At 64.2% G+C, this 12834-nt stretch carries 13 protein-coding genes; 6 read left to right on the forward strand and 7 right to left on the reverse strand.

The features are described from left to right. Positions 1-55: 55 nt before the first annotated feature. The 5 genes from EN808_RS06630 to aztA form a co-directional block, all read right to left on the reverse strand. Positions 56-493 (reverse strand): DUF6691 family protein, encoded by a 438-nt coding sequence (locus EN808_RS06630; protein ID WP_135915406.1) that lies wholly within the window; start codon positions 491-493, stop codon positions 56-58. Between the two features lie 2 nt (positions 494-495). Beyond that, the gene (locus EN808_RS06635) at positions 496-918 is read right to left on the reverse strand and encodes a YeeE/YedE family protein (protein WP_127279828.1); all 423 of its coding nucleotides are present in this window, start codon (positions 916-918) and stop codon (positions 496-498) included. Positions 919-1071: 153 nt separating this feature from the next. After that, positions 1072-2013, reverse strand: a complete 942-nt coding sequence (aztC, locus tag EN808_RS06640; RefSeq protein WP_127279829.1) for a zinc ABC transporter substrate-binding protein AztC — start codon at positions 2011-2013, stop codon at positions 1072-1074. Positions 2014-2039: 26 nt separating this feature from the next. Further along, positions 2040-2915 carry a zinc ABC transporter permease AztB gene (aztB, locus tag EN808_RS06645; protein ID WP_127279830.1) on the reverse strand — a complete coding sequence of 292 codons (876 nt, stop codon included), beginning with the start codon at positions 2913-2915 and terminating at the stop codon, positions 2040-2042. Continuing rightward, positions 2915-3727 (reverse strand): zinc ABC transporter ATP-binding protein AztA, encoded by an 813-nt coding sequence (gene aztA / locus EN808_RS06650; RefSeq protein WP_135883627.1) that lies wholly within the window; start codon positions 3725-3727, stop codon positions 2915-2917. Before aztA ends, aztB begins: the two co-directional genes overlap by 1 nt. 227 nt (positions 3728-3954) lie before the next feature. Between aztA and EN808_RS06655 the strand changes: the two genes are divergently transcribed. After that, positions 3955-4299, forward strand: a complete 345-nt coding sequence (locus EN808_RS06655; protein ID WP_135883628.1) for a RidA family protein — start codon at positions 3955-3957, stop codon at positions 4297-4299. Between the two features lie 262 nt (positions 4300-4561). Here the strand turns inward: EN808_RS06655 and hutC are convergent, their stop codons facing one another. Then, positions 4562-5308 carry a histidine utilization repressor gene (gene hutC / locus EN808_RS06660; RefSeq protein WP_127869668.1) on the reverse strand — a complete coding sequence of 249 codons (747 nt, stop codon included), beginning with the start codon at positions 5306-5308 and terminating at the stop codon, positions 4562-4564. A gap of 10 nt (positions 5309-5318) precedes the next feature. Further along, entirely contained in the window at positions 5319-6674 is a 1356-nt protein-coding gene (locus EN808_RS06665) for a formimidoylglutamate deiminase (protein ID WP_135915407.1), read from the reverse strand. A gap of 98 nt (positions 6675-6772) precedes the next feature. Here EN808_RS06665 and hutI point away from each other — a divergent pair, with 98 nt between their 5' ends. The 5 genes from hutI to EN808_RS06690 are packed head-to-tail and all read left to right on the forward strand — an operon-like array spanning position 6773 to position 12638. Next, entirely contained in the window at positions 6773-8005 is a 1233-nt protein-coding gene (hutI, locus tag EN808_RS06670; RefSeq protein WP_135915408.1) for an imidazolonepropionase, read from the forward strand. Continuing rightward, positions 8002-9537, forward strand: a complete 1536-nt coding sequence (gene hutH, locus EN808_RS06675; protein WP_135915409.1) for a histidine ammonia-lyase — start codon at positions 8002-8004, stop codon at positions 9535-9537. Before hutI ends, hutH begins: the two co-directional genes overlap by 4 nt. Further along, positions 9534-10349, forward strand: a complete 816-nt coding sequence (gene hutG / locus EN808_RS06680; RefSeq protein ID WP_127869666.1) for an N-formylglutamate deformylase — start codon at positions 9534-9536, stop codon at positions 10347-10349. The genes hutH and hutG overlap by 4 nt, the downstream gene beginning before the upstream one ends. Positions 10350-10374: 25 nt before the next feature. Next, a complete protein-coding gene (hutU, locus tag EN808_RS06685) occupies positions 10375-12048 on the forward strand; it encodes a urocanate hydratase (RefSeq protein ID WP_189524070.1) in 1674 nt (557 codons plus the stop codon). Positions 12049-12059: 11 nt separating this feature from the next. Beyond that, positions 12060-12638, forward strand: a complete 579-nt coding sequence (locus EN808_RS06690) for a HutD family protein (protein ID WP_135915410.1) — start codon at positions 12060-12062, stop codon at positions 12636-12638. Positions 12639-12834 lie beyond the last annotated feature (196 nt).

Raw genomic sequence — 12834 nt, forward strand, 5'->3', positions numbered from 1 at the left:
GCAATCTGATTTGGCAGGAGTTTTGCCACTCCCTGACGTGGCCGGCAACCAATTCCTATGCCGTGGCCGGCTGAGCGATGCGCGCCCGGGCAAAACGCGCCACGACGATGCCTGCGATCACCGAAGCGACGAAGATCGGCGTCTGTGAATAGCCGAGGCCCAGCGCCGGAATGGCGCCGCCCGGACAGAAGCCGGCAATGCCCCATCCGATACCGAACACGGCGGCGCCGCCAACCAATTCCAGATCGATAACGCGCTTCGTCGGCAGCGCAAACTCGGTTTCGAACACCGGGGCCTTGTACCGGCCGAACACCAGTCGGTAACCGATAAAGGCGACAGCCATGCCGCCGCCCATGACGAAGATCAGGCTGGGGTCCCAGGTGCCAGCAATGTCGAAGAAATTCAGCACCTTGGCCGGATTTATCATACCGGAAACAGCGATGCCGAGGCCGAAAATCCCGCCGATCAGGAATGCCGAAACGAGCCTGTTCATGGTTAGCCCCCGACGACGTGGCGGATGATGAAGACGGTGATTAATGCGGTGACCATGAAGGTCGCGACGGCGGCCATCGAGCGTGGCGACAGGCGCGCAATGCCGCAAATGCCATGCCCGCTCGGACAGCCACCGCCGAAATGCACGCCGATGCCGACCACGAAGCCACCGACAACGAGGGACAGCGTTGGCAGCGGCACGCTGAAGGCAATATGTCCGCCAACAGTCCGATAGAGGAGCGGCGCCACGACTGCGCCAATGAGAAACGCGGCTCGCCAGCCCCAATCCGGGGCAAGCGGCGGAATGACCCCTGTTAGGATACCGGTCATCCCGGCAATCCGTCCATGCAACGCCATCAGGAGCACCGCCGACAGGCCGATGAGGGCACCGCCGAGCAGCGACTGGAAGGGCGTGAAATCTGTCATGGCAGTGCCGGCCTCAATCTGCGCTTCATGCGCGTCCCGCGCGGATCGACATCATAGCGCAGATGGACGTTGCCAGCGAAGATTCTGACTCGGATTGCCCAGAGGGGAATGAAAAAAGGCGGAGACTGGCTCCGCCTTTCGAGAACGCTCTTCTCAGCTGCCGAGAATGGCGCCTTTGATCTGGCGGATGTTGTTGTGCATCATGTCGATGTAGGTCGAGCCGGGGCCATCGGGCTGCGACAGCGCATCCGAATAGAGCGTGCCGCCCACCTTGATGCCGGTCTCGCTGGCGATCTGTTCGATCAGGCGCGGATTGGTGATGTTCTCGACGAAGATCGCCGACGCCTTGTCCTGCTTCACCTGCTCGACCAGTTTGGCGACATCGGCGGCCGACGGCTCGGAATCGGTCGAGATGCCTTGCGGGGCAAGGAAAGTCAGGCCGTATTCATGCTCGAAATAGCCGAAGGCGTCATGCGAGGTGATGACGACGCGCTTTGCCTCGGGGATCGACTGGATCGCCGCCTTCACTTCGCCTTCCAGCGCATCGAGCTTCTTGGTGTAGGCGGCGGCGTTGGTCTGGTAGGAGACGCAGCCGTCGCTGTCGGCCGCGCAGAAGGCTTCGGCGATGTTCTTCACATAGATCCTGGCATTGGCGATCGACTGGAAGGCGTGCGGATCGGTGACGGTCTTGCCGTCGCCGGTGCCGGCACCCTCCGCCGCGTCGGCGTCGGCGAACTCAGGCTTGAAGTCGATCGGCGTCACGCCCTTGGTCAAGGTGATGATCGAAGCCTTGGTGGCGCTGGCATCGACCAGCCGCTGCAGGAAACCTTCGAAATGCAGGCCGTTGACCAGAACGATGTCGGCCTTGGCCATTGCCACCGCGTCGGCGGGGCTCGGCTCATAGACATGGGCATCGCCGTCCGGCCCGACAATGGTGGTGATGTCGACGCGGTCGCCGCCGACATTTTTGGCGAAATCCGCTATGACCGTGAAGCTGGCGACCACTTTCAGCGGCTCGGCGAAGGCCGATGAAGCTCCAAAGGCTGTTAATGTTATAACGCTCATCGCCAGGGCGGCGCAGAGTGATTTCAGCATGGTTGGGTCTCCTTTGGGGCGGGGGATCAGGCCGTTCTGTGACGGTGATGGACGATGCGGGCGCGCAGAATGCCGCGCGTGCCAAACAGGATAGAGGCGAAATAGACGACGCCGGCCGACAGGATGATGGCCGGGCCTGACGGCAACGACGCATGATAGGACAGGAGCAGCCCGGCAATGCAGGAGGCAAAGCCGATCAGCACGGCCAGCGCGCACATCGGCTCGACGCGCGCCGTCCAGAAGCGCGCCGCTGCCGCCGGCAGCATCATCAATCCGACTGAAAGTAAGGTACCGAGCGCCTGGAAACCGCCGACGAGGTTGAGGACGACGAGACCGAGGAAAATGAAATGCACCGGGCTGCCCATGCGGCTGACCGAACGCAGGAACAGCGGGTCCAGGCATTCCGCGACCAGCGCCCGCCAGAAGACGGCAAGGCTGACCAGCGTCACCGCGACGATGCCGCCGATCAGCGTCAATGCCTCGTTGTTGAGTGCCAGCACCGTGCCGAACAGCACATGCATGAGGTCGACGCTGGAGCCGCGGATCGACACCATCAGCACGCCGATGGCGAGCGAAATCAGGTAGAAGGCCGCCATCGAGGCGTCCTCGCGCTGAATGGTGAAGCGCGAGACGGCGCCGGCGCCGAGCGCCACGATGATGCCGGCGATCAGGCCGCCAATGGTCATCGGCAGGATTTCGAGGCCGTAGAACAGGAAGCCGGCGGCCGCCCCCGGCAGGATGGCATGCGCCATCGCGTCGCCCGACAGGCTCATGCGCCGCAGCATCAGGAAGACGCCGATCGGGCAGGCGCCGAGCGACAGCATCAGCGAGCCGAAAAGCGCCCGCTGCATGAAACCGAAATCGGCGAATGGCGAGATAAAAAGGCCGTAGAGCGCGTCCATCAGGCAGCCCTCGGTCCGGCGCCATGGTGATGGTCGTGATCGTGGCCGTCATGATGATGATCATGATCATGAGCGTGCTCGTCAGGCTCGCACCAGGGCGCGTTCTCTTCCCAGGCTTCGTGGAAGCGGCGCGCGCGCAACAGGTTCTCCGGCTTCAGCGTCTCCCGGGTCTCGCCCCAGGCTACCGGCTGGCGGGCAAGCAGCAGTGTTTCGGGAAAATTCTGGCGCACAAGATCCAGATCATGGACCACCACCATGATGGTGCGCTCTTCGCCGTGCCAGCGCTTGATCAGGGCAATGAGGTCACCGACCGTCTTGGCGTCGACCGCATTGAAGGGCTCGTCGAGCAGGATCAGGTCGGCATCCTGCAACAGCACGCGGGCAAACAGCGTGCGCTGCAACTGGCCGCCCGACAGCGTGTCGATTGGCCGCTTCTCGAAGCCGCCGAGGCCGACGGCCATCAAAGCCTGGCTGACGGCCTCGCGATCTTCCTGGGTGTAGCGGCCAAGCATGCCGCGCTTCGGCCACAGGCCGAGCGAGACCAGGTCGACGACGCGGGCGGGAAAGGAGCGATCAAGCTCCGATTGCTGCGGCAGGTAGGCCGCCCGCACGCCCGGCGCGCGGATAACCTCGCCGGCCATCGGCTTCAACACCCCAACGATACCTTTCATCAGCGTCGACTTGCCGGAACCATTGGCGCCGACCACGGCCGTCAGCGAGCCCTTGCGGATTGCCCCATCGAGATGGTGGATCGCCGGATGGCTGTTGTAGCCCAGCGTCAGGTCACGGAATGTCAGGCAGGTCTGGGTCATATCGTTCCGTTGGCCAAACGCGGCTGCAGGCAGGTCGCTTGGATATGTGATGTTATTACATTAGTCAACAAGCCAATCCGGCGGAACTGCGACGCGGTGGTCAACTCGCCGTGTACGCGCCTGGCCCTGGATGGAACGATTGGCTCAAACGGTTTCGGTTCAGGCGGCCTTGCTCGAAGCGGACGGCGACTCTAAAGAGGCGCGACCACAACGGAAGGAACCTCGCAATGAGCATTCGTCGCATCGATGTTGGCCCGCGCATGAGCCAGATCGTCATCCACGGCACCACAGTCTACCTGGCCGGCCAGGTCGGCGAACCCGGCGGTAACGTCGCCTCGCAGACCCGCGACATCCTTGCGACCATCGATGGGTTGTTGGCCAAGGCCGGCACCGACAAGACCAAGATCGTCCAGGCGATCATCTGGCTGGCCGACATGGGCACCTTCGCCGAGATGAATTCCGAGTGGGACAAGTGGGTGCCGCAGGGCCACACGCCCGCCCGCGCCACCGGCGAGGCAAAGCTTGCCGGCCCCGAATATCTGGTCGAGATCATTATTACGGCTGCGATTTAAGCCGCGCCGCCCGAACTGCCAATCTCCCCCTTGTGGGGGAGATGCCCGGCAGGGCAGAGGGGGGCGCTGTCCCGCCAGCCCACCGATGTTCGTCATCCTCGGGCTTGACCCGAGGATCCATGCCGTGACCTTTGTCGAGGAACGCGGCGGTGCAGAATTCTGTAAACATTGCAAAGCTTTAGCGTCACGGCATGGATCCTAGGGTCTGCGCGCGTCACTTCGCTCCTTGCTTCGCCCTAGGATGACGAAAGCGAGGGCGCACTCACCCCTGCGACGGCGTGAACCTTGCCACCAGCGTGTGGCTTTCCGCCGGATAGATGAAGCGCACATGCGTCACTGGATGCTCGGCGCTCCATGTTCGCCGCTCGACCACCAGGCACGGCGCGCCGGTATCGATGTCGAGTGAATCGGCGATCGTATCGTCGGCGGCCATGGCGCGGATGCGGTGCTCGGCTTCGCTCCAGGGCACGCGGCCGATCAGCCACGGCCCCGCCGCGATTTCGAGGAACGCCTCGTCCGCTGCCTCGGCCACCGCTGACAGGTTGATCAGCCGCTGCTCGAGAGCGAAAGGCCGTTCGCCGGCAAAATGCAGCCCTTCAAGCCCCAGGACCGAGCCGGCGGCCGAGAGCCCAAGCAGCGCCCTGTCTCCGGCATTGCTGCGCCGCTGCACGCGTTCCAGCCGCTCGTAGCGATAGGGAAGGCCCAGCGCCTCGACCTCGATCCTGATGTCGTGCAGTTCCAGCACCGCCGCTTGCGATTGCGGCTGGCGCACGAAACTGCCCGAGCGGCGGCGCCGCTCGATCAGCCCTGCCTTGGCGAGTTGCGACAGCGCCTTGTTCACCGTCATGCGTGAGCAATCATACTCGGCGGTCAGTTCATGCTCGAACGGAATGCGATGGCCTGGCGGCCATGCGCCCGACAGGATCTTCTCCCTGATGTCCGACAGGATGCGCTGATGCAGCGAGATGTTCTCGCCGCTCTCGATATCCTCTGTCACGACAAGGCTCATCGGCTTGCCTTCAGCTTCGGGAAAGCGCGGTCATCACCTGGCGGAACCGCTCGGCGATCTCCTCGCGCTTCGCATGCCTGCCGCCGCTGACCTGCTTTTGCCCGTGCACCCAGACGCAATCCACTTTGCCGCCATTGGCGAAGATCCACGCATCCAGGATCGCATCGCCCGTCTTGCCCGCCAGCGAGGGATTGCGGGCGTCGAGCGAGACGAGATCGGCTGATGAACCAGGCGCGATTTGCGATGCGCCGGCGCCAAGCGCGACGCTGCCGCCTTCGATCGCTGCATCGAACAGCGCGCGGCCCGTCGAGCCACCGGCTACCGCAAGCACATTGCGGGCGCGGTGCGCGAGGCGCTGCGAATATTCGAGCTGGCGCAATTCGTCGGGCAGGCCGATCAGCACGTTGGAATCGGAACCGACGCCGAAGCGGCCGCCATGCTCCCTGAACAACGGCGCGGCAAAGGTGCCGTCGCCGAGATTGGCCTCCGTGATCGGGCAAAGGCCGGCAATGGCGCCGCTTTTGGCCATGCCGATGGTTTCGGCGTCCGTCATATGGGTGGCGTGGATCAGGCACCAGCGCTTATCGACATCGGCAGCCCCAAGCAGAAATTCGACTGGGCGCGCGCCGGACCAGGCAAGACAATCGTCTACTTCTTTCACCTGCTCGGCGACGTGGATGTGTATCGGACCGTCCGGCGTCATCGCTGCAATCGCCGTGAGTTCCTCCGGCGTCGCGGCGCGCAGACTGTGCGGGGCGACGCCGACGACAGCTTGATTCAACGCGCGAACCGATTCGCGGCTTTTCTCAACAAGCCGGGCGAACCTGTCCACATCGTTGACGAATCGCCTCTGGCCTTCGTTTGGCGCGGCACCACCGAAGGAGGAATGCGCGTAAAACACCGGCAGCAGCGTCAGGCCGATACCCGTTTCGCCGGCCGCAGCAGCGATGCGCTCGGCCATCTCGGCAGGGTTGGCGTAACGTTTTCCGTCGCGGTCATGATGGAGATAGTGAAACTCGCCGACACGGGAAAACCCGGCCTCCAGCATTTCGACATAGAGCTGCGCCGCCACCGCTTCGACCTGGTCTGGAGTCATCGACAGCGCGAAGCGGTACATCACCTCGCGCCAGCTCCAGAAACTGTCGGCGGAGGGACCGCGCAACTCGGCAAGCCCGGCCATGCCGCGCTGGAACGCGTGGCTGTGCAGATTGGGCATGCCCGGCAGGAGAATGGCATGGCGCTCGTCACCTGCCGACGCGGTGCCCCCTGGCTCCACGGCGGTAATGCGCCCGTTGGCGAAAGTGATGCGCACATTGTCGTTCCAGCCATTGGGGAGAAGCGCCTGTTCCGCAAAGATATAGGTCACTTTTCTCTCCACTTCCCGGTCTCGCATGCGATGATGGCACTTGCAGTGCGTTTCAATATGTATATACATAATCGCCACCGATTGAAACGGAAAAGATGATGGCTGTAGAGAGCAAAAGCCGGGCAGGGGGGCTTCGCCTGTGGCGCAATGCGCGTCTGGCGACCATGGCTGAGAATTCTGCCGATCTTGGTATCGTCGAGCATGGTGCGCTGGCCGCGCGTGATGGCCGAATTGTCTATGCCGGTCCGGAATCCGAGATGCCCTCGGGGCTTGCCCAAGGTGAGATCATCGATTGCGAAGGCCGCTGGGTCACGCCCGGCCTGATCGACTGCCACACCCATCTCGTCCACGCCGGCAACCGTGCCAACGAATTCGAGATGCGGCTGGCGGGCGCCACCTATGAAGAGGTTGCCAGGGCAGGCGGCGGCATCGTCTCGTCGGTCAAATCCTTGCGCGCCGCCAGCGAGAGCGACCTGGTCGCCCAGACGCTGCCGCGCCTCGATGCGCTGATGGCGGAAGGTGTCACCACCATCGAAGTAAAGTCGGGCTATGGACTCGATCTCGAAAATGAGAAGAAATCGCTGCGCGCCGCGCGACAGCTGGGCAATGAACGCCCGGTGACGGTCCGCACCACATGTCTCGCAGCCCATGCGCTGCCGCCCGAAGCCAAGGGCGACAAGGACGCTTTCATCGATCTCGTCGTCAAAACGATTCTTCCCGGCGTCGCCGCAGAAGGCTTGGCTGATGCCGTCGACGGGTTCTGTGAAGGCATTGCCTTTTCGCCCGAGCAGATAGCGCGGGTCTTCGATGTCGCCAAGGCGGCTGGCTTGCCCGTCAAACTCCACGCCGACCAGTTGTCCAACCTGCACGGCGCTGAACTTGCCGCCCGCTATGGTGCGCTTTCGGCCGACCATCTCGAATACACCGACGAGGCGGGCGCCATGGCGATGGCCAAGGCGGGGACCGTGGCGACGATCCTGCCCGGCGCCTATTACTTCATCCGCGAGACCAAGAAGCCGCCGATCGGCCTCTTCCGCCAGCATGGCGTGAAAATGGCTGTCGCCACCGACAACAATCCCGGCACCTCGCCGCTGACCTCGCTGCTTCTGACCATGAACATGGCGGCGACCCTGTTCGGCATGACGGTCGACGAATGTCTCGCCGGCGTCACCCGCGAGGCCGCGCGTGCGCTGGGACTGCTCGACGAGACCGGCACGCTGGAGGCTGGAAAATCCGCCGACCTGGCGATCTGGGACATCGAGCGCCCCGCCGAACTCGTCTACGGCATGGGCTTCAACCCGCTGCATGCACGCATCTGGAGAGGACAATGACCGAACTGACCTTGAAGCCCGGCAATGCCACGCTGGCCGACTGGCGCGCCATCTACCGTGGCGCCGTGCCCAAACTGGACGACGCCTGCCGGCCAAAGATCAAGGCAAGCGCCGAGGCCGTTGCCAGGATCGTTGCCAAGGGCGAGCCGGTCTATGGCATCAACACCGGCTTCGGCAAGCTGGCCAGTGTGCGCATCCCGGCCGAAGATCTCGAGACCCTGCAGCGCAACATCGTTCTGTCGCATGCCGCGGGCGTCGGCGAGCCGATGCCAGTCGCCGTTGCCCGGCTGATGATGGCGCTGAAACTTGCAAGCCTCGCGCAGGGCGCGTCCGGCGTGTGCTCGCAAACCATCGAGTTGCTTGAAGCGATGCTCGCCAACGACGTCATCCCGGTGGTGCCGGCGCAAGGCTCGGTCGGCGCCTCCGGCGACCTTGCCCCGCTGTCGCACATGACGGCGGTGATGATCGGCGTCGGCGAATGCTTTACCCCGCATGGCCGTTTTCCGGCCAAGGTCGCCTTCGTCTCGCACGGGCTGGAGCCCGTGACATTGGGCGCCAAGGAAGGTCTGGCGCTGCTCAATGGCACGCAGTTTTCGACGGCCTATGCGCTGGCCGCCCTGTTCGAGGCCGAAGTGCTCTACCAGTCGGCGCTTGTCGCCGGCGCGCTGTCGACCGACGCAGCCAAAGGGTCGGACGCGCCCTTCGATCCGCGCATCCACCTGTTGAGAAAGCATCGCGGCCAGATCGAGACCGCGGATGCGCTACGCAATCTGATGGCCGGCAGCGCTATCCGGGAGTCGCACCGGGTCGGCGACGAGCGTGTGCAGGATCCCTATTGCTTGCGTTGCCAGCCGCAAGTCATGGGCGCGGCGATCGATGTCCTGCGCAAGGCCGCCGATACGCTCGAAACCGAGGCCAATGGCGTCACCGACAATCCGCTGATCTTCGCCGAGGACGACACGGCACTCTCCGGTGGCAATTTCCACGCCGAGCCGGTCGCTTTCGCCGCCGACATGATCGCGCTGGCCGTCTGCGAGATCGGCTCGCTGTCGGAACGCCGCATCGCCATGCTGGTCGACCCCGCGCTGTCGGGCATGCCCGCCTTCCTGACGCCCAAGCCCGGCCTCAACTCCGGCTTCATGATCCCGCAGGTGACGGCGGCGGCACTCGTTTCGGAAAACAAGCAGAAAGCCTATCCGGCATCAGTCGATTCCATCCCGACCTCGGCCAATCAGGAAGACCACGTCTCGATGGCCGCGCATGGCGCGCGCCGGCTGATCGGCATGGTCGAGAATGCGACTGCGGTGATCGGAATCGAATTGCTGGCCGCCGCCCAAGGCTGCGATTTCCATCAGCCGCTGGCCTCGAGCGCAGCGCTCGAAGCCGTGCGCAAGCTGGTTCGCGCCGAGGTGCCGCATCTCGACAATGACCGGCACTTCCACCCCGACATGGAAAAGGCGATCGCCATGGTGCGCAGCGGCGCGGCCGTGGAGGCGGCAGGCGCGGTGGCGCTGCCGGGGATTGCGCGATGACACCTTCCTGGCTGACAATAAAACAAGGCACGGCACCGCTGCTTGTGTCGATCCCACACACCGGCATCGACCTCGCCGGCCTCGAAAACCGGCTGGTGTCGCCATGGCTCGGTCGTCGCGATTGCGACTGGTGGATCGACAATCTCTATGATTTCGCTGCCGGTCTCGGCGCCACGGTCGTGCACACCGCGATCTCGCGCACCGTCATCGACGTCAACCGCGATCCTTCCGGCGCCTCGCTCTACCCCGGTCAGGCAACCACCGGCCTATGCCCGACCGAAACCTTCGACGGCGATCCGCTCTATCGCGACGGCGAAGAGCCGGGCCCGTCTGAGATCGACGAGCGCCGCGAGAAGTTCTTTGCACCCTATCACGCCGCCTTGCGGGCCGAGATCGACAGGTTGCGCGCCTTGCATGGCAAGATTGTCCTCTACGACTGCCATTCGATCCGCTCGGTGCTGCCACGGCTGTTCCAGGGCAGACTGCCGGTGTTCAATCTCGGCACGAATGACGGCAAGAGCGCCGATCCGATGCTGCAGGCGACGGTCAGCCAGATCATGGCCGAAACCGGCGAAACCTTTGTCGTCAACGGCCGCTTCAAGGGCGGGTGGATCACGCGCCATTTCGGTCAGCCTCTTCAGGGCGTGCATGCGCTGCAGATGGAACTCTCCAACCGCGGCTATATGCGCGAACCCGAAGGGAAGGGCACGCCGGACAATTGGCCGGTACCCTACGATGCGGCGTTCGCCGCGCCGATCCGTGCCACGCTGACGCAGATTCTCCAAACCGCCATTGACTGGGCCGGGCGCTGACGCGCCGCCTCATCCGAAAGGGACAATGATGAACAACCCTCGCCACAATATCCGCGAAGTGCGCGCGCCGCGCGGTGACAAGCTCAACGCCCGGTATTGGACGACCGAGGCGCCGCTGCGCATGCTGATGAACAATCTCGACCCTGATGTCGCCGAGAATCCCAACGAACTGGTCGTCTATGGCGGCATCGGCCGGGCGGCGCGCACCTGGAACGATTTCGATCAAATCGTTGCGTCGCTGAAGACGCTTGGCCAGGACGAGACGCTGCTGGTGCAGTCCGGCAAGCCGGTCGGTGTGTTTCGCACCCACCCGGACGCGCCGCGCGTGCTGATCGCCAACTCCAACCTGGTACCACACTGGGCGACCTGGGAGAAATTCAACGAGCTCGATAAGAAGGGCCTGATGATGTACGGCCAGATGACGGCCGGCTCCTGGATCTATATCGGCACGCAAGGCATCGTGCAGGGCACCTACGAAACCTTCGTCGAGGCCGGCCGCCAGCATTATGGCGGCAATCTCAAGGGAAAATGGATCCTGACCGGCGGCCTTGGCGGCATGGGCGGCGCCCAGCCATTGGCTGCCGTCATGGCCGGCGCCTGCTGTCTGGCAATCGAATGCAATCCCGATTCGATCGATTTCCGCCTGCGCACCCGCTATGTCGACGAGAAGGCCGAGACGCTCGACGAGGCCATGGAAATGATCGAGCGCTGGACTAAGGCCGGCGAGGCGAAGTCCGTCGGCCTGCTTGGCAACGCCGCCGAGATCGTGCCCGAAATGTTCAAGCGCGGCATCCGCCCTGATATGGTCACCGACCAGACCTCGGCGCACGACCCCATCAATGGCTATCTGCCGAAGGGCTGGACGATGGCCGAGTGGCGCGAAAAGCGTGTCAGCGACCCCAAGGCGGTCGAGAAGGCGGCCCGCGCCTCCATGCGCGACCATGTCGAGGCGATGGTGGCGTTCTGGAACGCCGGCGTGCCGACGCTCGACTACGGCAACAACATCCGTCAGGTCGCCAAGGACGAAGGTTTCGAGAACGCCTTTGCCTTCCCCGGTTTCGTGCCGGCCTACATCCGTCCGCTCTTTTGCCGCGGTATCGGCCCGTTCCGTTGGGCTGCACTCTCCGGCGATCCGGAGGATATCTACAAGACCGACGCCAAGGTACGCGAACTTACTCCCGGCAACACCCATCTGCACAATTGGCTCGACATGGCGCGCGAGCGCATTTCCTTCCAGGGCCTGCCGGCGCGCATCTGCTGGGTCGGTCTCGGCGACCGGCACAGGCTGGGTCTTGCCTTCAACGAGATGGTGGCCAAGGGCGAGCTCAAGGCGCCCGTCGTCATCGGCCGCGATCACCTCGATTCGGGTTCGGTCGCTTCGCCAAATCGCGAGACGGAATCGATGAAGGACGGTTCCGACGCGGTCTCCGACTGGCCGCTGCTCAACGCGCTGCTCAACACAGCTTCGGGCGCCACCTGGGTGTCGCTGCACCATGGCGGCGGCGTCGGCATGGGCTTCTCCCAGCATGCCGGCATGGTCATCGTCGCCGACGGCACGCCTGACGCGGCAAGACGTCTGGAGCGGGTGCTGTGGAACGACCCGGCGACCGGCGTCATGCGCCACGCCGATGCCGGCTATGACATCGCCATCGAATGCGCCAAGGAGCACCAGCTCAACCTGCCCGGCATTCTCGGGTAACGGCTGACGTGATGCGCATCCTTCGCGCCGCCGATTACCGCGTCATGCCGTGGAAGAACGGCGGCGGCACGACGACCGAGATCGCCGTCTCGCCCGACGGCGCGGGGCTCGACGATTTCGACTGGCGGGTCTCGATGGCCCGGGTCGAAGGCAGCGGGCCGTTCTCCAGCTTTGCCGGCATCGACCGCACGCTGTCGGTGCTGGAGGGCGAGGGGATCGTGCTTGATGTCGCGGGCCGTCCGCCGGAGCGGATGACAGCGGCTTCCCAGCCATTTTCCTTTCCAGCCGACCAGCCGACGCGTGCCGCGCTGATCGCCGGCCCGATCACCGATCTCAACGTCATGACCCGCCGCGGCCGCATGTTGCATCAGGTCGAGCGTCTGGCGATTTCGACGCCCGTGGAAATCCCGACCGAGGCCGGTCCCACCCTCATCCTTTGTCACAGGGGCCATGCCATTTTCCCCGGCGCCGCGCCCATTCGTCTCGGGCCGCTCGACGCCCTGCTGCCCGGACCTGATGCCTCTGTCTTGCGGGTTCAGCCCGCACCGGATGCGATCCTTTTCGTGATCCGGATAATCGCTGCCGCCTGACGCGTTTGGCGCCAACGGTTACCGCCTGTTTCCAAACATGATCGCGACGCCGGCGAAATATAGCGTAAGCTGGCGGTGGCATCACGAAAAAGCCCGAATCCTCCCCGTCGATCGGTCCTGACGGGAGCGAGGGGCGCTCGTCTTTGAGTTTGCTCGAAAGATGACGCCCTGTCGTGGTGCGGAAACAAACTTTCGG

Source organism: Mesorhizobium sp. M8A.F.Ca.ET.165.01.1.1 (assembly GCF_004792065.1).
Taxonomy (GTDB): Bacteria; Pseudomonadota; Alphaproteobacteria; order Rhizobiales; family Rhizobiaceae; genus Mesorhizobium.